The 20,110-nt window shown below is 57.9% G+C and carries 23 protein-coding genes and 2 pseudogenes; 13 read left to right on the top strand and 12 right to left on the bottom strand.

Annotated features, from left to right (window positions below):
• Nucleotides 1-31: 31 nt before the first annotated feature.
• The 3 genes and pseudogenes from ACA071_RS19040 to ACA071_RS19030 all read right to left on the bottom strand — a co-directional run bounded on the left by ACA071_RS19040 (nt 32) and on the right by ACA071_RS19030 (nt 1,635).
• Nucleotides 32-637 carry a DUF1963 domain-containing protein gene (locus ACA071_RS19040; RefSeq protein ID WP_497645343.1) on the bottom strand — a complete coding sequence of 202 codons (606 nt, stop codon included), beginning with the start codon at nt 635-637 and terminating at the stop codon, nt 32-34.
• A 52-nt stretch (nt 638-689) separates the two neighbouring features.
• A pseudogene (locus tag ACA071_RS19035) lies at nt 690-815 on the bottom strand (helix-turn-helix domain-containing protein); the annotation flags it as partial.
• 457 nt (nt 816-1,272) lie between these two features.
• Nucleotides 1,273-1,635 (bottom strand): winged helix-turn-helix transcriptional regulator, encoded by a 363-nt coding sequence (locus ACA071_RS19030; protein ID WP_497640588.1) that lies wholly within the window; start codon nt 1,633-1,635, stop codon nt 1,273-1,275.
• 112 nt (nt 1,636-1,747) lie between these two features.
• Between ACA071_RS19030 and ACA071_RS19025 the strand changes: the two genes are divergently transcribed.
• The 4 genes from ACA071_RS19025 to ACA071_RS19010 all read left to right on the top strand — a co-directional run bounded on the left by ACA071_RS19025 (nt 1,748) and on the right by ACA071_RS19010 (nt 4,126).
• Nucleotides 1,748-2,482, top strand: a complete 735-nt coding sequence (locus ACA071_RS19025; RefSeq protein WP_497640586.1) for an SDR family NAD(P)-dependent oxidoreductase — start codon at nt 1,748-1,750, stop codon at nt 2,480-2,482.
• 70 nt (nt 2,483-2,552) lie between these two features.
• Entirely contained in the window at nt 2,553-3,152 is a 600-nt protein-coding gene (locus tag ACA071_RS19020) for an NADPH-dependent F420 reductase (protein WP_497640585.1), read from the top strand.
• Between the two features lie 84 nt (nt 3,153-3,236).
• Nucleotides 3,237-3,665: a nuclear transport factor 2 family protein gene (locus tag ACA071_RS19015; protein ID WP_497640584.1), complete on the top strand. Its 429-nt coding sequence runs from the start codon at nt 3,237-3,239 to the stop codon at nt 3,663-3,665.
• Between the two features lie 47 nt (nt 3,666-3,712).
• Entirely contained in the window at nt 3,713-4,126 is a 414-nt protein-coding gene (locus ACA071_RS19010; protein ID WP_497640582.1) for a nuclear transport factor 2 family protein, read from the top strand.
• 60 nt (nt 4,127-4,186) lie between these two features.
• Here ACA071_RS19010 and ACA071_RS19005 read toward each other — a convergent pair whose 3' ends face one another.
• Entirely contained in the window at nt 4,187-4,639 is a 453-nt protein-coding gene (locus tag ACA071_RS19005) for a winged helix-turn-helix transcriptional regulator (RefSeq protein WP_497640581.1), read from the bottom strand.
• A gap of 272 nt (nt 4,640-4,911) precedes the next feature.
• Between ACA071_RS19005 and ACA071_RS19000 the strand changes: the two genes are divergently transcribed.
• The 6 genes from ACA071_RS19000 (at nt 4,912) to ACA071_RS18975 (ending at nt 8,760) form a co-directional block, all read left to right on the top strand.
• Nucleotides 4,912-5,850: an SDR family oxidoreductase gene (locus ACA071_RS19000; RefSeq protein ID WP_497640580.1), complete on the top strand. Its 939-nt coding sequence runs from the start codon at nt 4,912-4,914 to the stop codon at nt 5,848-5,850.
• Between the two features lie 197 nt (nt 5,851-6,047).
• A complete protein-coding gene (locus ACA071_RS18995; protein ID WP_497640579.1) occupies nt 6,048-6,668 on the top strand; it encodes an NADPH-dependent F420 reductase in 621 nt (206 codons plus the stop codon).
• 63 nt (nt 6,669-6,731) lie between these two features.
• Nucleotides 6,732-6,947, top strand: coding sequence for a nuclear transport factor 2 family protein (locus ACA071_RS18990; protein ID WP_497640578.1), 216 nt, complete (start codon nt 6,732-6,734; stop codon nt 6,945-6,947).
• A 338-nt stretch (nt 6,948-7,285) separates the two neighbouring features.
• Nucleotides 7,286-7,558: an ester cyclase gene (locus ACA071_RS18985; RefSeq protein WP_497640577.1), complete on the top strand. Its 273-nt coding sequence runs from the start codon at nt 7,286-7,288 to the stop codon at nt 7,556-7,558.
• Nucleotides 7,559-7,871: 313 nt separating this feature from the next.
• A complete protein-coding gene (locus ACA071_RS18980) occupies nt 7,872-8,276 on the top strand; it encodes a hypothetical protein (RefSeq protein ID WP_497640576.1) in 405 nt (134 codons plus the stop codon).
• Nucleotides 8,277-8,445: 169 nt separating this feature from the next.
• Nucleotides 8,446-8,760 (top strand): hypothetical protein, encoded by a 315-nt coding sequence (locus ACA071_RS18975; RefSeq protein ID WP_497640575.1) that lies wholly within the window; start codon nt 8,446-8,448, stop codon nt 8,758-8,760.
• 926 nt (nt 8,761-9,686) lie between these two features.
• Here ACA071_RS18975 and ACA071_RS18970 read toward each other — a convergent pair.
• Entirely contained in the window at nt 9,687-10,100 is a 414-nt protein-coding gene (locus ACA071_RS18970; protein ID WP_497640574.1) for a hypothetical protein, read from the bottom strand.
• A gap of 192 nt (nt 10,101-10,292) precedes the next feature.
• On the opposite strand from ACA071_RS18970, the gene ACA071_RS18965 reads away from it, so the two are divergent.
• Nucleotides 10,293-10,934 carry a LysE family translocator gene (locus tag ACA071_RS18965; RefSeq protein WP_497640573.1) on the top strand — a complete coding sequence of 214 codons (642 nt, stop codon included), beginning with the start codon at nt 10,293-10,295 and terminating at the stop codon, nt 10,932-10,934.
• A gap of 147 nt (nt 10,935-11,081) precedes the next feature.
• Here ACA071_RS18965 and ACA071_RS18960 read toward each other — a convergent pair.
• The 3 genes and pseudogenes from ACA071_RS18960 to ACA071_RS18950 all read right to left on the bottom strand — a co-directional run.
• A pseudogene (locus tag ACA071_RS18960) lies at nt 11,082-11,666 on the bottom strand (aminotransferase class I/II-fold pyridoxal phosphate-dependent enzyme); the annotation flags it as partial.
• A 40-nt stretch (nt 11,667-11,706) separates the two neighbouring features.
• Nucleotides 11,707-12,885: a trans-sulfuration enzyme family protein gene (locus ACA071_RS18955; RefSeq protein ID WP_497640572.1), complete on the bottom strand. Its 1,179-nt coding sequence runs from the start codon at nt 12,883-12,885 to the stop codon at nt 11,707-11,709.
• Complete coding sequence (locus ACA071_RS18950) at nt 12,882-14,258, bottom strand: pyridoxal-phosphate dependent enzyme (protein WP_497640571.1); 1,377 nt, start codon at nt 14,256-14,258, stop codon at nt 12,882-12,884. The genes ACA071_RS18955 and ACA071_RS18950 overlap by 4 nt, the downstream gene beginning before the upstream one ends.
• 855 nt (nt 14,259-15,113) lie before the next feature.
• On the opposite strand from ACA071_RS18950, the gene ACA071_RS18945 reads away from it, so the two are divergent.
• A complete protein-coding gene (locus tag ACA071_RS18945; RefSeq protein WP_497640570.1) occupies nt 15,114-15,761 on the top strand; it encodes a hypothetical protein in 648 nt (215 codons plus the stop codon).
• Nucleotides 15,762-15,882: 121 nt separating this feature from the next.
• Here ACA071_RS18945 and ACA071_RS18940 read toward each other — a convergent pair whose 3' ends face one another.
• The gene (locus ACA071_RS18940) at nt 15,883-16,287 is read right to left on the bottom strand and encodes a RidA family protein (protein WP_497640569.1); all 405 of its coding nucleotides are present in this window, start codon (nt 16,285-16,287) and stop codon (nt 15,883-15,885) included.
• 125 nt (nt 16,288-16,412) lie between these two features.
• On the opposite strand from ACA071_RS18940, the gene ACA071_RS18935 reads away from it, so the two are divergent.
• Nucleotides 16,413-17,339, top strand: coding sequence for a LysR family transcriptional regulator (locus ACA071_RS18935; RefSeq protein WP_497640567.1), 927 nt, complete (start codon nt 16,413-16,415; stop codon nt 17,337-17,339).
• Between the two features lie 28 nt (nt 17,340-17,367).
• On the opposite strand, the gene ACA071_RS18930 is transcribed toward ACA071_RS18935, so the two are convergent.
• The 3 genes from ACA071_RS18930 to ACA071_RS18920 form a co-directional block, all read right to left on the bottom strand.
• On the bottom strand, nt 17,368-17,961 hold the full coding sequence (locus ACA071_RS18930) for an LOG family protein (RefSeq protein ID WP_497640565.1): 594 nt from the start codon (nt 17,959-17,961) through the stop codon (nt 17,368-17,370).
• Between the two features lie 95 nt (nt 17,962-18,056).
• Complete coding sequence (gene pdxR, locus ACA071_RS18925; RefSeq protein WP_497640564.1) at nt 18,057-19,466, bottom strand: MocR-like pyridoxine biosynthesis transcription factor PdxR; 1,410 nt, start codon at nt 19,464-19,466, stop codon at nt 18,057-18,059.
• Nucleotides 19,463-20,077, bottom strand: a complete 615-nt coding sequence (locus tag ACA071_RS18920) for an FMN-dependent NADH-azoreductase (RefSeq protein WP_497640563.1) — start codon at nt 20,075-20,077, stop codon at nt 19,463-19,465. Before ACA071_RS18920 ends, pdxR begins: the two co-directional genes overlap by 4 nt.
• Nucleotides 20,078-20,110: the final 33 nt, after the last annotated feature.

Below are 20,110 nucleotides of genomic sequence, written 5' to 3'. Positions count from 1 at the left end.
GAAGAATTTCTACAACTGCCGGGGCAGGGCATCACGCCGTGCCAACGAAAAAAATACCCGGCGCTTTGGCCTGACTGTCTTTTTTACGAAGGTAAAGATACGCAACGGCATCGGTCAGATAAAACAGATCAGCAAAGGGTGCCAGGAAATCGTTTGAGTAAAACTGACAGAAAAACTCGTAGTCGACGGCAAGTTGCGGAGGGAGTTCAGCCCACTTCGGTGGCACTATGGCGACCAGAGAACAAAGCGGGATATCGTGCTCAGACAGTACTTTTTCTCTGAGCATGACCGTGACTTGGGGAATATCCGGAACAGGACTGTGATGCAGCTCATGATCGCAACCTGAGACCACTGCGGTATAGCCACTCACCTGCGAGCCCGATTTCGACATGGCGCCGTCGTAGGTGATGTTGTCCAGGAAGTACACCGATGCGCTGTAGGTGGAGAACACGTACAACATGCCGTCCGAGGGCAGGCACTGAGCAGCAGTGCACTCGAAAGCCTGACGGCAGTTGATGGTGGCGACCAGTGTCAGCGGGTCACCGTCGGGGTTGGTCGGCCACTGTTCAATTCGCGCGACTTGCCCTCCCAGGGTAATGCCGCTGGTCGCTGTCGTATGCTCCTGCGAGAACTGCATTTTCAATACAGACGCCATGACTTCCCTGTGTGCCGAGTGGTTATCTTTAGCGCAGCTGATGCATCGCCCGACTCAAGGCTGGTTGAGACATGCCGAGCCTGGCGGCGGCGCGGCTGAAACTGCGCTCTTGGGCCACGGCCGAGAACATCGCGAGTTGGTCATAGCTTTCGACCGTCATTTTTACGCCCCTGTTATAAACAGTTTGCGATTATGCCATCGGTGTGGTTGATCGTCCGGTCCCTTTTGGGCGGAGACAGAGATATACCAACCATGACTGACCGCTTTTGGCCGATTGCGGCCCTTCGCGACAGGCAGCAATCGGCCCACAGTGTGTCAAAACAATTGGCCAAAATTGAAGTGTGAGCGTCTTCGTTAAATCTGAAATTTATTGGCACGTCAGCAGATGTGGATTTCGCGTAGAAGCGCGATTTCCAGTCCGGTTTTGAGTACCTGTCGCGCTCAAAAACGTTTTTACAACGCCTCGGCCAGAAGCGGACTTCCGGCTATCGTTTCAACACAAACATGGGCCAGGGCGCCAAAATCGCGCATCCCGACGGTCTGATCGGAGGCATTCGACCTGCCGCCCTCCCACCAATGCGCAGGGGCGTGCGACGCATCGGTTCTTCAGCATCCCGCTAGGGCAACGTGTCGCGCTTGGCAAAGATGCTTGCCATTTCCGCCATGTTCTCGGTCCCCCAGGTGCACAGCGGGATGATCGCGTCAGCCAAGCTGCGACCGAGCGGGGTCAGCGCGTAGTCCACGCGCGGCGGTACTTCCTTGTAGTCGGTCCGCGTTATCACGTGATCGGCCTCTAGATCCTTCAATTGCTGGATCAGCACCTTGTCACTGACGCCTTGAACCAAGCGCTTTAGTTCGCCATAGCGCTTTGGGCCGTCGCGAAGGAAAAACAGGACCAGCGGTTTCCACTTGCCGGAGATGATGCGGAGCGTGGCGTTCAGCCCGCAGCCGGGGTCGCAGGTTTCAGAAGGCGTCGTCATATTGGGTACTTACCTAAAAGTGCATACTTGTCGTTAGGTAATCAGGGTCGCATAGTCGTCCTCAAGCAAGCAACTCCCTGCTTCCATGCAACGCTCAGGAAGGATGCACGACATGACCAGACTCAATGGAAAGACCGCTGTGATCACCGGTGGGGCCACCGGCATCGGCCGCGCCGCCGCAAAACGCTTCATCGAGGAGGGCGCCTTCGTCTTCATCTTCGGCCGCCGGCAGGAAGCGCTCGATGCCGCTGTAGCTGAACTCGGTCCCAATGCCCGCGCGGTGAAGGGCTCTGTCTCCGATCTGGCCGACCTCGACCGACTCTACGCGGCGGTGAAGGCCGAGCGCGGAACCCTCGACATCGTCTTCGCCAATGCCGGGGCGGGAAGCCAGCTTGCGCTCGGCAAGATCACCGCCGAGCACATTGACGAAACGTTCGACACCAACGTGAAGGGCACGATCTTCACGGTTCAGAAGGCGCTGCCGCTGATGGGCGAGGGCGGTTCGATCATCCTGACCGGATCGAGCGCCGGCACCACGGGCGCTCCGGGAATGAGCGCCTACAGCGCGAGCAAGGCGGCAGTGCGCAACCTTGCGCGAACCTGGGCCGAGGACCTGAAGGGCACCGGCATTCGGGTAAACGTGCTGTCGCCCGGGGCGACGGCGACCGAACTCGCGAAGGAAGCGCTGGGCGAGGAGGGCCAGAAAGCCTACGCCGCGATGACTCCGCTTCAGCGTATGGCTGATCCGGCAGAGATCGGGGCCGTGGCCGCTTTTCTCGCGTCGCCGGACAGCAGCTTTATGACCGCCAGCGAAGTCGCCGTTGACGGCGGTCTTGCGCAACTCTGACGCCCCACGCCCAGACGCTCCATTCGATTATTCGGAGCGCCATAGGGCCCGGTAAACCCAAGGAGAACTTATGAGCTACGCAATTATCGGCTTCGGCAATATCGGCCAGGCCTTGGCCAAGGCGTTTGCCCGCAATGGCATCGAAGTATCCGTTGCAACCACGCGTGAACCGGAAAGCTTTGCAGCTGTCGCGGCCGCGATCGGACCCCAAATCATTCCCAAAACACTGGCGGACGCGGTCAAGGCGGACATCGTCTTTCTGGCTGTCCGTTTCGAGTCGCACCCGGACGTCGCTAAGGCGTTGCCGACCTGGAAGGGGAAGACCATCATCGATGTGACCAATGCCTACGGCGTGTCCCCTGAGGAACTGGGAGGAGAGCCTTCTTCCAGAGTCGTCGCGCAGGCCTTTACGGGTGGACGACTGGTCAAGGGCTTCAACCATTTGGGTGCCGCCGTCCTTGGCAAGGATCCGGCCGTACAGGGTGGCAGCAGGGTCGTATTTCTGGCGAGCGACGATGACAGCGCCGCAGCGGAAGTTGGTGCGCTTGCAGAAAATCTCGGTTACTCGCCGATCAAACTGGGCGGGCTTTCGGAAGGTGGACTGCTGGTGCAGGCGCGCGGAAATACCTGGGGCCAACTGATCTTCAAGGACTTGGTCAAGTTCGACTGATAAATCTCGATCGCAAATTTTGAGGGCGGTCCTGGCCACAACTTATGTGACCAGGTAAGTGCTCAATAATGAAGGAGAGGAATGATGATGATTGATAATGAAAGAATAGTCAGAGAGCTCTGCGCCGCCGCGGAAGGGCAAGGAACGGATATCGAGAAGTTTGTCTCCATGTTCTCTGAGGAAGGGTACATGTGGGATATGGCATCCGGCATGAAGTTTCGCGGGAAGGCCATTGGTGAGTCTATCGCGGGTATGGTCAGTGCGTTCCCTGATGTCCACCGTGAGATATTTAACATCCATGTCGCGGGAGACGTCGTCGTTGTCGAACTCGCGATTCGCGGCACGCACAAAGGTGATCTGCCTCTTCCTTCAGGGACGCTGGCTCCGACGGGCAAGAAGATAGATGTTCCGTCATGCGATGTTTTCCACCTCGAAAGCGGGAAGGTCATCTCTTTCCATTGCTACAACGAGGCTTCCGCGATGCAGCAACAACTTGGCCTCGTCCCCGGCTGAATGACCGACACCACGCGATCCGATGCAAGCGCAATGGAGACGTCTTTATGAGCATTCAAGAGAATACCCAGGTTGTGAAGGACTTTTTTGCAGCAATGGGCGGCGGCGATAGGCAAGGTCTGCTGGCGTTGTGTGCCGAAGATTTCGAGTGGATCATTCCGGGGGAGGATTGGCCGCTGGCTGGCACGCACCGCGGGCACGCGGGATTGGCGGACGTGCTTCAGAAGGCTTCCGCAGAACTGGAAACATCCATGGAACCCCCCGAGTTTGTAGCGCAGGGCGACCGGGTTCTGGTTGTTGGCTTTGCGACGGGGAAAGTCAAAGCCACGAACAGGACGTTTGAGGACTATTTTGTCTTCGCCATCACTGTTCGCAATGGCCAGCTGACGAACATCCGCGAGTATGTCGACACCCAAGCATTGGCGCGGGCCTCAGAAAGGGTCGCGAGCCCAAGGCCCTGAGTCATCAGGACCGATACCCACTCATTTGCGCGCCGTGAAAAGGCGCGTTCGCCGCCTTGTTCATCTCCCACTCTCAGGAAAGAGGCACCCGCCATTGCGGACCAGCGCCTTCACTTCCTCGCCCGCCTGCATGGGGTTTTGACTGAATCGAGCAACCAAATCCTCGTGGCGCCGCACGTACGACTCCGAATCATGCTTCGCGCTCCAGAGCACAATGTTGATCACAATAGGAATGAGGTCCAGGCCCTTCTCGGTCAACGTGTAAAAGTCCTTGCGCCTGTCGTCGGGGCTGGGCGCCTTCGAGAGAACGCCTTGCTTCTCAAGAAAGGCCAGTCGAGAAGCAAGAACATTGGTCGCGATTCCCTCTTCCGATTTCAGGAAATCGCCATACGTCTTCTTTCCTACAAAAACGATGTCGCGAACGATCAAGAGCGACCACCGGTCGCCGAAAATCTCCACGCCGTAGTTCACTGCGCAATGGGACCGAAAGTCTTCTTTAAGAGTTGTCTTCATGGCTGGATCTTAGCATCGCTTGCATGCTGCAAGTAAAACCCTTCATGTCACTTGCTTTTAGCAAGTAAAGCGACCAGCATGGATCGTACGTTGAAGGAGTTCACCGGATCGCACCAGCAGCCTTATCGGCTCAGGTGACATGGCAGTAACGATCGGCGGCCTCATCGCCCACTCCGTCAAGCACACCCACTTCTCAATCGGCGTCAGCCATCTCAGCTGAGCGTTCCCGTATCACCATTTCTCGCATCACATCACGCATATGGAGCCATAACATGCACGTTTTAGTCGCTGGCGGAACCGGCCATATCGGTTCGTACATCATCCCCGAGCTCATCGCCGCCGGCCACGAGGTCACCGGCCTGGCCCGGTCCGACAAGTCCGCGGCTGCGCTGACCGCACTCGGCGCCAAGGTACGTCGCGGGGATATTTCCGACCTCGACGGGCTCAAAGCGGCAGCGGCGGACGCCGACGGTGTCATTCACGTCGCGCACCGGCAAGACCTGCTTCCCACTGGCGGAATTGACGCCGTGGCCGCTGCGGAACTCCAGATCATGCTCGCGTACGGCGAGGCGCTGGCTGGAAGCGGCAAGCCGCTGGTCGTGTCGGGGAGCATCGGCGCGCCCGGGTGGGAAAAGCTGGGCCGACCAGCCACCGAGGAAGACCCGTCCCTTCCCGGCGGAGATGCGTACAAGGGGACCTTGCGGGTTCGCAACATCGTCGAAACCACCGTGATCGGCCTCGCAGAGCGGGGCGTGCGGTCCTCGATCGTGCGGATTCCTACGATCGCGCACAGCACGACCGACGTCGCCTTCCTTCCATTGTTGATCGGGCTGGCGAAGGAAAAGGGCGTCATCGGTTACCCGGGAGAAGGCGCGAACCTGTGGCCGGCCGTACACGCCCGTGACCTCGCCATCTTGTTCCGCCTGGCGCTGGAGAAGGGTGAGGCTGGCAAATATTGGCACGGGGTCGAGAGTGAGGGCATCCGGTTCCGTGAGATCGCCGAGGCCATTGGCAGCCGTCTGGGCGTGCCGGCCGTGAGCATTCCCGCGGACGTACTGATGCTGCCGGGATACTTTGGGTTCCTCGCGAATCTGGTCACGCTGGACCTCCCGGCATCCAACCTCATCACCCGCCGGACCCTCGACTGGGAGCCTGCTCAGCCTGGCCTGCTCGAGGACCTGGACAACGGCCATTACTTCCCTGCCGGCTGAGTTGAGTCGAGGAGGGCGCCCGGGCGCAACGGGCTCGGCGGACAGCAATGTCGCGATGCGTGATCCGTTCGGGTAACGATTCTGTCGACCTGGGGATGGCATGAGGAATGACGCACGCAGCTCGGCATACCCGGGATATCAATCGTGGGATGCCGTTGAGACAACGAGCAATACCCTAATTCACGAGGAGACTGCACATGAGCACTATCAGCATCATCGGTTCAGGAGGCATGGCCGCGGCGATCGCCGGTCGTACCGCCAAAGCTGGATACACCGTTGAGGTGGTCAGCCGCGACCCCGCCAAGGCGCAGGCGCTGGCCGACAAGCTCGCAGCCGGAGCGACCACAGGGAAGTACGGGGCCATTCCGGCCGGCGACATCGTCATCCTCGCCGTGCCGTACACCGGTGCGGCGTCGGTGATGGCCGATTACGGGGACGCGCTCGACGGCAAGGTAATCATCGACATCACCAACACGGCCTCTCCGGACCTCACGGGCCTTGTCTCTCCCGCCGGAAGTTCTGGTGCGCAGGAGATCGCCAAGATCGCCCCCGCCAGCGCGCATGTCGTGAAGGCATTCAACACCCTCTTCGGCCACGTCCTCGCTAAGGGAGGCCCCCTCGACGCGTTCATCGCCGCCGACAATCCGGAGGCCAAGGCGCGCGTCTCCACGTTCATCGAAAGTCTCGGGCTGCGCCCGTTGGATGTCGGTGGCCTGCACATGGCCCAGACGCTCGAGGCGCTCGGCCTGATGATGATAGGTCTTGCAAAAAATGGCGCCGGCACTTGGGACATCGCCTTGAACGTCGATATCGGCTGAATCGCCGACACCCGTCAGGTCCATTGCGTCGCGATCTGAAGTGAGAGAAACGGAGAGATTTCGATGAACGTACAAGAGAATGTCCAGCTTGTAAAAGATGCGTTTGCAGCAATCGGCCGCGGCGATATGCAAAGTCTGCTGGCGTTGTCTGCCGAAGATATCGAGTGGATCATTCCAGGCGAGGACTGGCCGCTGGCCGGCACGCAGGATTGGCGGATTTGTTTCAGACACAATCCGAATCGATGGAAACCACATTCATGGAGCCCCGCGAATTCGTAGCGCAGGGAGACCGGGTTCTGGTCGTCGGCTTCGCCAGGGGGAGAATTAAAGCCACGAATATGACGTGGGAGGACGATTGGGTCTTCGCCATTACTGTGCGAAATGGAAAACTGACGAACATCCGGGAGTATATCGATACGCAAGCACTGGCGCGGGCCTCCGAGATGGACGCGGGCTCCAGGCCCTGATACCACACGAAACTATTCACAAAAAAGAACTGTGCGCCGCCGGGGAGGGAAGCGGGAAAGACATCGCGAAGTTTGTTTCCTTCTTCTCGGATGAAGGAGATATGTGCGACATCCCTACCGGATTGAAGTTGTACGGGCAGGTTATTGGCGATGCTATCGACGCACTTCGCAAGTGCATTTCCTGATGTTCACCGCGAGCTATTTAACATCTATGTCGCGGAGAATGTCGTCGTCGAGCTCGCAATTCGGGGGACGCATCAAGGTGTCTTCACACTTGCCTCAGGAATTGTCGCTCCAACGGGCAAGGCAATAGATGCTCTGTGCTGCGATGTTTTTCGTCTGGAACATGGAAAGGTTATTTCCTTTAATTGCTACAACGCGGCTTCCGTAATGCAGCAGCAACTTGGCCTTGCCAGCAGCTGATGAGCGGTGCTGGGGGCGGCATCACCATATTGCCACCGTCATCCATACGTTGGAGGGCTCCGAAAAGGAAGTGCATGCAGCGTGGTCATCTGCGCACTATCGATCTTTGGTGGGGGATGGCAATCGGCGGCTTGAAAGCGGGGGTGGTCAACAGCCTGGAAAGTATCGCGACGAGAAGTGCCAAGCTTCGATCAGAGATTTCCAACAAGCCGTTCGCTGTATGGCTCACGCAAAACGAAAAACTACTTTTGGAGCATCCGGAGCTACAGATTAGGGGGGCACTTCAGTTGAGAAGCTTGCGCGGGAAAATCAGATGCGCGAGTTTTACGCGAAGCAAGATACTGAATTCGTTTCAGCCGAAAACAAACGAAAGTTGGTAAAGACATTTGAGCCAAGGGGCTTAAGTAACCAGAAAATCCATGATTATCTCCAGAGCGCGGACGGGCAAAAATACATCGCTAAACTCGCATTGGCAGACCCTAAGGCATCATCTGCAAGTCTTTTAGAGAGAGCTTTTGGCCAAGTGGCATCAGGAAGTACTGTACCAGTTACCACTAGCATAACAACGCCGCTTGTGATGATCGTACCTGTGGGTGAAAAAGACATTTCCGACTGCTCACCATTTTTCACTACAATGGAAGAATTGCAGGCGGCAGCTAAGTCCGATAAAACGCTAGCGGATTCACTCGGTTTGCCGGTCATCAGCGAAAACGCCTGATATTCTATTTTTGAAATTAAGCCACTTGAGCCTACTGAAGTTTTCGTTAGCAAGGTCGCGCCAACGGTAGAATCACGAGAACGGGAGAGGCGGCACAATATCTAGTGCCTAATCGGCAAGAGTGGTCTGCAGCAAAGCTCATTGGCGAAATCGACAATTAGGAATTAGTATGGATATTCTAGCGTTAAAACAGACCGCAATCGAATTGCGAAAACAACTGGAATTGTATAAAGAAAAAGAACCGGCAGCACTGGCTTTGTACGGACAAATGGAATATTTGATATCCGCAGCTGAACGTGGTGAGATCAATACCCAAGTTGAAGCAAGGGGTATACCAGGCCATCGCATCATGGAGGAGTCAAACCTTCGGAAATATCGGGAGCTTTCGGATGCTTACAGCAATTTTTATGTTGAACTTATCGAGGGCCGTGGCTCGGACACGCTTAAAATGATAGAAGAAATCATGAAAAAAGTCAGACCGTAAAATAGCTATTTCTCGGTTGAACTTGCACTGATATTCACCAAAAAAAACAGAATTAATCGGCGATATGACAACTGCCCTTACTGTTGAGTGGTCAGCAGTACAGCGAATGGGTAACCGTCCGGGCATCCGAAAGCGGCTGGCGAACCCACCTTGCCTCATTACGCTGGTTGCCACTTATGCGGCGCGGCCCCTCCTTCATGAGCGAGTCCCAATGTAATGCGGGAAAAATTGGACTCTTTGAGGGTGGAAAATTGCATTCCACTTGACCAACAGGCGCCGCAGTGACGACCGACAGGGAACGGCCAATCGCTGACTGCTGCGAAGGGCTAAAAGCGCCCCATTGCTGCCGGTGGCGAAAGGCATAAATCGACCCAAAGCCGACGGTGGCGACAGGCAGCAATTGGCAGGTTTCAGTCAGCCCTATCAGATTGCTCAAGCCCTTGCACCAGTGTCGTAAAAATGTTGGACGCAATATGCTCGCCCTTTGAGTGCGTTTAGCTTGCAGTTCTTAGCTATACAAAAAGACGCATCTAATCCGCCGTGATTCTCAACCATACGCTCTATTATCAAGGATTTTATATCGACCGACTCCCAGCCCTTTGGCGAACTCAACTTCAACGCATACAGGGTTTGGTATTTGTCCCATTCATCCGTTCGCCAAAACTGACCACAATCAAGGCACTGCAATAGTTTGATCCATTGGCCTATCTCAAGGCAGCGTAAACCAGCGAAAAACTCCGCATAGTTATGACCAATCTCTACGAGGTCGCCCCGACTGCCACAATTACATTGCATTGCTTCACTCCTAATACTGAGCTTTTCACTAGACTCGATCGTCCGTTCCTGGCCGTTCCTGCCGTTTTCTGCCTGTGGCGACCGGCTGAAAACAACCCGAAGCAGGTATCACGCGCCAGAATTTATGCCGTTTAAAAATCGATTTCGCACCGTGCTTCAGCGGCCTGTACTCGTAATGTCAGACCAGACTCGAAGCACATGACAAGGTGATGATCTGGTTGGATGTTATCTGTAAGGTAAAAGGCTTGTGTCTCTGCGTTAGGCTCCACGGCTCCGATCGAATGAATAACACTACCGTCGCCATCAATTGGGTGTTCATCCCGCCCACTTGCTGAAAAGTAATCGACCTCATGGAAGCTGATAGTAATGTTGCGTGCTTCTTCGGTCGGCACCCAAGCTTCAGTCCGTCGAGTAAAGATAAGTACAGCCGACCTATCCACGATTTCGTAATTGATGGTGCTGGCTTGGTAGAAGTTATGCAGGTCGTACGCACGGTGTTGAATCTCAACCTCGATATGCCCGAATACGAAACCATGGAATTGCATGGGTTAGCCCTAATGATCTACCGGTAGGCGTGTATCGTACTGCATCGTCGCAATGGCTGCTTTTGGCTGATTGCTGTCGGTGGGCAAGGAGCGCTTTCAATCCAATTACCGCCTGGGAAACCGAACACCACTTAACTCGTTGTCACGCTCGCTCTTGTAACATGCCAGCCTCCACCACCACGAGCTTTGAAAATGGATTCTCACTCGATTCTGACTTTTACCCTGGTCGCCGCGATTGCCATCGCCAGCCCAGGACCTGCGACCTTGATGGCGATCAACAATAGCCTGGCCCATGGGCAGCGCAGCGCCATATGGTCATCGCTTGGCAACGCCAGTGGCCTGTTCTGCCTGTCGTCTGCTGCCATGCTGGGGCTGGGGGCGCTGCTCGCCAGTTCCGAATGGCTGTTCAACGCGGTGAAGTTCATCGGCGCCGGTTATTTGTTCTATCTGGGCATTAGACAATTGTTCAAAAAGGGCCCGATGCTCCCGGACGGGATTCAGGATGACTTGAAGAAAAGCCGGCCGACTCGTTCCAAACTGTACAAATCGGCCTTCCTGACGGCAGTGACCAACCCGAAGGCGACGATGTTCTTCACCGCGCTGTTCCCGCAGTTCATCGATCAGAACGCGGCATTGCTGCCGCAATTTCTGATCCTCACCTCGATCTTCATGGCATTGTCGGTGTCGTCCCTGAGCCTCTATGCCGCGCTCGCCTCGCGGGCCAAGGGTGTGCTGACCCGGCCTGCGTTGTCCCGCTGGATCAGCCGGGTGGTGGGGGCGACATTCATCGGTTTCGGCGCTGCCATCCTGACCATACGGCGGCAGGCGGCGTAAGTACTCAATACGGATGCCCAGTCCCCAAGACTGCTTCCCGGGCTTCACAATAGTCTCCGAAATTGCCCGGTACGGTCATACCGGCGTGGCAGGAGAACGGATTGTTAAGGCCGTCTCCTATGGCGATTACATCTCTCTCAAGTAACCTCAGGCTGCTTGTGCCGCCTGGGCATGACTCACCACTGCTGCCAGCCGCTTGAGCCCTTCGTCCAGCCGTGCAGGATCGATGTGGCTGAAGTTCAGGCGCATATACCCCGGGTTGTTGTCCGGTTCGGGGAAGAACGGTGCACCTGGCATGAACGCCACATCCGCCGCCAGTGCAGCATTCAGCAGTGTGCGGGTATCCAGCGGCTGCTTGAGCCTCAGCCAGAAAAACAGTCCGCCCTGCGGCACGTTCCAATCCGCCAGATCGGAAAAGAGCGCTTCCAATGCAGTTTGAAATGCATCTCGACGCACCCGGTAAAAGTCCCGCAACTCGCTCAGGTGACGCTGGAATTTGTCGGTGCCTATCCATTGCAGCGCCTGCCACTGACCGACCCGATTGGTGGGCCGCTCGGCTGATTTTTTGAGTTTCAGCAAGTGCGGGAACAAGTCCGTACTGGCAATCAGGCAGCCGACTCGCAGTCCCGGCAGCAGTGTTTTTGACACGGTGCCGGTGTAGATCCAGCTGGCTTTCTACAAGCGGCTGACGATTGGCATTGCGTTGTCGCCGTCGAATGTCAACTCGCCGAAAGCAGCCAGTCACAATGACTCGCTACTCCCAGCCCTCAACTCAAATCAGCGCCAACGCCTGCGCCAAATCCGCCCTTAAATCCTCCACATCCTCAACCCCCACCGACAACCGCACCAACCCATCCCCAATCCCCAACTGCGCCCGCGTTTCAGCCGGAATGCTGGCATGGGTCATGATCGCTGGATGTTCAATCAAACTTTCCACCCCACCCAAACTCTCGGCCAGGGCGAAGATTTTCACGTTCTCAAGGAAGCGCGTGGCACCCGCCAGGTCGGTGTTCAGGTCGACGGAAATCATCCCGCCAAAACCCCGCATTTGCCGCCGCGCCAATTCATGCTGCGGGTGTGATGGCAGCCCCGGATAGTAAACCCGTGACACTTGCGGCTGGGCTTCCAGCCATTGCGCCAGTTCCAGCGCGTTGCTGCAGTGGCGTTCCATGCGCAGGGCCAGGGTTTTCACGCCGCGCAGGGTGAGGAAGGCGTCGAACGGGCCGGAGATGGCGCCGACGGAGTTCTGCAGGAAGCCCAGGCGTTCGGCCAGTTCCGGGTTTTGCCCGACGATGGCGATGCCACCAATCACGTCGGAGTGGCCGTTCAGGTATTTGGTGGTCGAGTGCACGACGATGTCGAAGCCCAGCTCCAGCGGACGTTGTATCCATGGGCTGGCGAAGGTGTTGTCGGCGACGCAGATGATGCCTCGGTCGCGGCAGGTGCGGGCGATGGCGCTGAGGTCGGTGAGGCTGAGCAGGGGATTGCTCGGCGTCTCGACCCAGACCATGCGCGTGTCGTCTTGCAGCGAGGCTTCGAAGTTCGCCAGGCTGGTCAAGTCGACGTAGCTGAAGCGATGCCCGGCGCTGCGTTGGCGCACTTTGTCGAACAGGCGGAAGGTGCCGCCGTACAGGTCATTGCCGGAGACGATGTGCGAGCCGGCGTCGAGCAGTTCGAGCACGGTGGAGATCGCTGCCAGCCCGGAGGCGAAGGCGAAGGCTTGGGTGCCGCCTTCAAGGTCGGCGACGCAGCGTTCCAGGGCAAATCGCGTCGGGTTGTGCGAGCGCCCGTAATCGAGGCCCTTGTGCACGCCGGGGCTCGATTGCAAGTAGGTGGAGTTGGCGTAGATCGGCGGCATCAGCGCCCCGGTGGACGGGTCCGGCACCTGGCCAGCGTGGATCACCCGCGTGGCGAAGGCGCGCGGCGCACCGGTTTCATCGTGCTGACTCATGTAAGGGATCTCCGTAAATGATTGAGAAGGTCGACGCGGGTAATCAGGCCGTGGAAGCCCGAGGCGTCGGCGATGATCGCCACCAGGCCGCGGTCGAGTTCGGCTTGCAGTTCAGGCAGGCTGGCGCCGGGCGACAGGGTTTGCACCTTGTCGGTCATCGCGCTGGCCACGGTCAAGCGAAAGTGCGAGGCGTCTTCCTGCATGCCGAGCAGAATGTCGGATTCGTCGATCACGCCGACCAGTTGCTTGCCATCCACCAGCACCGGCAGTTGTGACACGTCCGCCAAACGCATGCGCTGGAACGCGGTGAGCAACGTGTCGTCCGGGCCGACGCTGATCACCCGGCCATCTTCGAAACGCCTGGAGATCAGGTCGCGCAGGTCGCCGTAGCGTTTGTACTGCAACAGGCCCTGGTCGTTCATCCATTGGTCGTTGTAGACCTTCGACAGGTAGCGGGTGCCGGTGTCGCAAACGAAGGTGACCACGCGTTTCGGCTCGGTTTGCTCGCGGCAGTAACGCAGGGCTGCGGCCAGCAAGGTGCCGGTGGAGGAGCCGCCGAGAATGCCTTCGGCGCGCAGCAGTTGGCGCGCGTGGTCGAAGCTTTCTTCATCGCTGATCGAGTAGGCGTGGCGCACGCTGGAGAGGTCGGTGATCGATGGAATAAAGTCTTCGCCAATGCCTTCCACCGCCCACGAACCGGGCTTGCCGAGAATGCCACTGCGGCTGTATTCGGCCATCACCGAGCCGACCGGATCGGCCAGGACCATTTCCAGGTCCGGCTGCACGCGCTTGAAGAATCGGGTCAGACCGGTGAGCGTGCCGGCGGAACCGACGCCGACCACAATCGCGTCCAGATCATGCTGAGTCTGCGCCCAGATCTCTGGCGCGGTGCTGCATTCGTGGGCCAGCGGGTTGGCCGGGTTGTTGAATTGATCGGCGAAGAACGCGTCGGGAATTTCCTTGGCCAGTCGCGCCGCCACGTCCTGGTAATACTCGGGATGGCCTTTGCCGACATCGGAGCGGGTGATGTGTACCTCGGCGCCCATGGCCTTCAAGTGCAAGACCTTCTCCGTGGACATCTTGTCCGGCACCACCAGCACCACCCGATAGCCCTTGGCGCGGCCGACCAGCGCCAGGCCCAGGCCAGTGTTGCCAGCGGTGGCTTCGACGATGGTGCCGCCGGGTTTGAGGCGACCATCGCGCTCGGCGGCATCGATCATCGCCAGGCCGATACGGTCCTTGATCGAGCCGCCGGGGTTCTGCGATTCGAGTTTGAGAAACAGCGTGCACGGGCCGGTATCGAAGCGGCTGACGCGCACCAGCGGCGTGTTGCCGATCAGTTCGAGCACGGCGGGGCGGGAGTCGTTTGGCATGTTGTCACCTCCTGTGGGGGTCGCACTGGATGGACAGCAACGGGCGGTGAGTCAGTGCATGCCCATTGCAGGCAGACCTCGCTTGGACCATAGGCCCGGATGGCGCCCGTCGCAACCTTGCGTCGCCAATCGGTACAACGGTGCAGGACTGTTGGCGGCATAGTTGCCAGATAATTTTCGAGATAGTTAGTGGGTATCAACTAATTAAACCGGTGTTAATTGTAAGTTTTAGCATTCACGGCTGAATCACTCGGCGCCGATTTGGATCCGTTTTCCCACATTGTCGAACCGGAGCGGTTTTTCAGGAGAGAGGATTGCGCCCTGAATAGTCTGACGTTTAGAGCGTGAGAGGGGTGTGAATGAGAGGGGGTCGCTATTGCGTCAGCGGTAAACGACTCAGTAACTAGTGGATCCAATAAGCTAACTAAGTCCTGCGCTGTAATCGACCAGGCCAGTTAGCATGGGCGTTGACGATTAGTTGCCGGTTTTATGACTGCACAGATTGAATCCAATACAGCCGCCGTTTGTCGGTAGTTTGCTCAATTCAGGAACAAACCAGGTGCATGGGTCTCTGATCCTTCAGCACGTCACCCATGACCTGCTCCTGCAGTCGCAGAAAAGAAGTGGAATTTGGAACCTCATGTGCAGAGTATGCAAATGGGGATTTTTTTTCCTGAAATTCAGGAGGCAACACCACATCGGTCGTTGATTTGCCGGGCGAATCAATGAACTTAGCAGTGCCAAGTCTATGATTTGGCTTGTCTTGTATAAGTAAGATCGCGCAGGGTTAATTGAGCAGCTAAACGCCCTGTTAAATAACCGATCTGTACTGTCGAATAAGGTGGAGAATGTACCGTGGCGATAAATACAATTATGAGCCTGATTGAAAATAAAGAATTCATGGAGTTTTTACGCTTGGGCGTGGTGTACGTTCATTTAGTAGCGTGTTGTGTAGCCATTGGCTTGGTGTTAACCAGCGATATTGCGATGGTCAGGGATCTATTTAAACGAAAAACCTTCACCGAGCATGATAACGCTCACATGGAAAGTCTTCAGAAGTCGGTCGTTTTTGCATTAGTAGGTTTGTGGGTGACTGGCATTGCGATTGTCGGTATCGATTACCTGGAAAAAGGCATGAATTACTTCATGAATCCCAAGCTCCAGGCCAAAGTCATCATTGTCATGTTGTTGAGTTACAACGGCGTCATGCTACATCGCCTGGTGTTGCCGGCACTGCAAAAGGCCGGCTCCTTGCTAGAACTGGGCTTCAGTGCCCGGATGCTGGCGCTGTTCTGCGGTTCGTTGTCGGCGGTGTCGTGGATGTATGCCGCCATGTTGGGGGTCGGACGCCCGCTGGCCTGGAAATATTCCCTTTCCGAACTGTTGTTGGCCTACCCGCTGCTGATTGCGCTGGGCTTCCTGACGATGCTGGTGCTGACGTGGCGAGCCAAACAGCCGGAGGCCTTCACGTTCCATCGGCGGGCCGTGGCGAGCGCCTGTTAGGCCGCAGCATTCAAACGCCCGGACAGGGTAAAGACCTTCTTTGTGCAGGTGGCAATACCGCCTGCACCGGGAAGGTCTTTTTTTGCGTCACGCCTGAAGCGACATGCGCCGAGTGTGCAGATCAGCCTCCGGTTGTCTCTGGAATCCTGGCAATCACCTTGATCTCAAACTCAAACCCATACAGCCAGGTAACGCCGACACCGGTCAGCGTCGGGTGCGGTGCGTTCCCCCAGAACTCGGGGATCACTTTCCAGATCGTTTCGAACTTTTCTTCGGGATTGACGATAAACACCGTCACATCAATCACGTCATCGAACGTACAACCGGCCGCCACCAGAATCGCGTTCAGGTTGTTGAACGCCAGCCGAACCTGATCCTCCAGGTCCGGTTCCGGCGAGCCATCTTCGTTGCTGCCAACTTGCCCTGAAACGAACAAAAAGCCATTGGACTTGATCGCCGGCGAATAGCGATTGCGCTCATAAAGTGCCTGGCGTCCAAGTGGGAAAACCACATCACGCGGTGTCATACAGTGCCTCCATCAATCGATAACGATGAAGTGACTGTAAGGGCTTGCACCTGCCCGATAAACGAGCAACCTTAACCAGCACTGTTTGTAATACCCAAACAATCCGACTGGCATCAGGGGCAACAATGGACCGTTTTGACGCGATGCAGGCCTTCGCCCGGGTGGTGGAAACCGGCAGCTTCACCAAGGCCGCCGAGACCCTGCACATGAGCAAGACCAGCGTGACGCAACTGGTGCAGCAGTTGGAAGCGCGGTTGCGGGTGAAATTGCTCAATCGCACCACGCGCAAGGTCAACGTCACTGCCGACGGCGCGGTTTTTTACGAACGCGTGGTGCGGCTGCTGGCGGATATGGACGATGCCGAAACCAGCCTGTCTGGCGCCTCGGTGCAGCCCAGGGGACGGCTGCGGGTGGATGTGCCCAGCCCGCTGGCTCGCCTGATTCTGATGCCGGCATTGCCAGCGTTTCATGCGCGCTACCCGGACATCCAGATCGACATGGGCGTCAGCGATCGCATCGTCGATATCATCGGTGAGAACGTCGACTGCGTGGTGCGCGGCGGCGAGCTCACTGATCAATCGCTGATGGCCCGGCGCGTCGGCGAGCTTCAGCTTGGCGTGTTTGCCGCGCCGAGTTATCTGGAACGCCTCGGTACACCTTCGCATCCACGGGAGCTGGAAGATTCCGAGCATCGGATCGTCGGCTTCCTCTGGGCGCGCACCGGTAAAGCCTTGCCTTATGCCATGAGCAGCGGCAATGAGCAGCTTCATATCAAGGGGCGCTACGTGCTGGCGGTCGACGATGGCAATGCCTACCTCGCGGCGGGCCTGGCTGGGATGGGCGTTTTCTGGCTTCCGGACTACATGTCCAAGGGCCCCGAAGCGCGCGGTGAACTGGTGCGGTTGTTCGAGGGGTGGCGCCTTGAACCGATGCCGCTCTACGTGGCTTTTCCGCCCAACCGGCATATCAGCATCAAGCTGCGGGTGTTCATCGATTGGGTCGCTGAGTTGATGGCGCAGCACGCGCCGATCACTGTCGGGCCAGCCGGTTAAGACGCAAGCCTGTGGGGGGGCGGTGACGTTAAGACCCCACCGGGCCAATCCATTTGTTAACGCTCGGCGCCTGCCACTGTTCCAACGCATCGATCAGCGCCGCCGGATCCGTGCCGAGAATCAGCATTTCGCTGTGCTCGGTTTTCATGAAACCTTCTTTCACCGCATGCTCCAGCAGGCTGCGAACCGGGTTGAAAAAGTCGCCGATGTTCAGGCAAGCAACCCCTTTATGGTGTTCACCCAGTTGCGTCAATGTCGCGACTTCAAACAGTTCTTCAAACGTCCCCAGACCGCCGGGCAAGGCAATAAACGCGTCCGCCCATTCACTCATGCGCGTCTTGCGGCTGCGCATGTCGGGCGTTACTTCATGCCGGGTCAGCCCGCCGTGCAGGTGGCCGAGGTCGTGCAAATAGCGGGTGATGATGCCGACCACTTCGCCACCCTCGGCGAGCACGGCATCGGCCACGATGCCCATCAAACCCCGGTCGGTGCCGCCATAAACCAGTTGCAAGCCGCGCTTGCCAATCTCCCGGCCCAAGGCGCGAGCGCCTTCAGCATAGGCGGGGTTGAAGCCGAAATTGGAGCCGGAGAAAACAGCAATACTGCGAAGTGGGGAAGGCATCGAATGAGGTCCGGTTGAGGGCGGGAGCGCCCCATCCTGCGGCCTGTTGGATCAGCGCAACAGCGCCAAGAATCGAGTGTTTGAGTGGGCCATGCTTACAGCAATTCCAGGATGCGTTGGCCGAGACGTTCGGCGGTGGCTTGGGAATCGATGTTGGCGAATCCGAGCAGCAGCGCCGACCCGGTCTGGCCACGGATACTGAAATCGCTCAGCGCTTCGGCGTAGATCCCCGCGTGCTGAAGGCGCTCGACCAGTGAGCGGTCGGATTGTTGATCCGTCAGCCGCAGGATCAGGTGCATGCCACCCGGCTGCGCATCAATGCGAATGCGCTCGCCCAAGACTGCCTTGAGCCCCCGCGCAGTCGCCTCCCGGCGTTCACCGTAGAGTTTGCGCATCCGCTGGATATGCCGGGCAAAATGGCCCTCGGTGAGAAATGTCGCGACGATGGCTTGGGTGAGTTCCGGGCAGCCACCGAGAAAGGTCTGGCTGACGCGTTCGAAGCGTTCGACCTGCGCCGGAGGCACCACCAGATACGCGAGGCGGATGCCCGGAAACAGCACCTTGCTGAACGTGCCGGCATAGAGCACCCGACCCTCGCGATCCAGGCTCTTGAGCGCGGGCAGCGGGCGGCTGATGTAGCGGTATTCGCCGTCGTAGTCGTCCTCGACAATCCAGGCTTGCTCGCGGCTCGTCCACTCCAGCAACTCCAGTCGGCGCGGTAGCGACAGCGACACGCTCAAAGGACTCTGATGGGCCGGCGTGACGACGGCGGCACGCGCACCCATCGAGTGGTTCACCGCGTGCGTGACCTGCATGCCGTCCTGATCCACCGGGACGGGCTCAATCTCGATCTGAAGATGTTCAAGCAACTGGCGGGTAGGCAGGTAGCCAGGGTCTTCTACCAGCACCCGATCACCCGGTTTCAACAGCGCATGGGTGATCAACGCCAAAGTGTTGCGGTAGCCCGACGTGATAAATACCTGGGACGGCGCGCAGGTAATACCGCGGGCGACGTGCAGATAAGTGGCAATCGCCGTGCGCAACGATTCCAGTCCATACACCGATGGATTGGCCATGTCCGCCACCTGCGTAGCCCGCACGCAACGGGCGCCCATTTGCGCCCAGATTTTCCGTGGAAAGGCGTCCAGCGCCGGCAAGGCCATTTGAAACGGCAGGATCGGCGCCTTGTGCCGGATCGAAGGATTCTCGACGGTTCGCGGCGCAGCCGAGGAGGGTGCCCGCACGTTGATCCCCGGCGCCACCACCGTTCCCGCCTGGCCGCGCGCCTGAATGTAGCCCTCGGCAGTCAGCAGGGAGTACGCGGTGTCGATGGTGCCCCGCGCCAGCCCGAGTTCCTTCGCCAGCGCCCGAGCCGCCGGAATCCGTTCGCCCGGCGTGAGCACGCCGTCCGTTATGGCGCCCCGGAACCGCCAGTAGATTTGCCGGTAGATGGGTTCTTTGGACGCCGGGTCCAGCGGTGAAAAAGCCTTGCCAGGATTTGTCATTGCGCCTCGTGATGTTGGAAATACGCCTGAAGCGCCTGATCTGTGTTGGCCCGAGCTTCAGCGACAGCGTCCGGGCCCAGGGCGGTGCCTTCGACCGTGAAGAAATGTAGATCATGCAGCCCGATCATGTTCAGCACCGCTTTCAGGTACGGCGTCAGAAAGTCCGGCTGACGCGCACGCTCCCCGGAAAATCGACCGCCTGAAGCAATCGCCACAAACACCGGACGATCACGCAGCAGGCTGGTCTTGCCTTGCGCGCCGACATTAAACGTCCGCCGCACCCGAGCAACGTGATCGATCCAGACCTTCAACGCCGAGGGCACGGTGAAGTTGTGCATCGGCGTACTGATGACCAACACATCGGCGCTTTGCAGTTCATTGATCAACACTTCGGACTGGATGAAAGAACCATCCTCAGCGATGTCTTCGAGTGATTGCTGGGAGATCGCGTAGTTCTCATCCACATGCGCAATCCCGCCCGAGCCCACCACCCGGTTGATCAACTCGGCGGTGGGATTGTTCTTCAGTAAATGCCCGATCACGGTTTGCGAGAGCCGATAACTCTCGGACGCTTGCCCGCGCGGGCTGCAGCTGACGTGCAGGATGTTCATGGTTGGCTCACTTCAAGGTTATCGATTGAGGTG

The sequence above is a fragment of the Pseudomonas sp. LBUM1646 genome (assembly GCF_059716165.1).
This window is presented reverse-complemented; position numbering and strand designations above follow the sequence as displayed.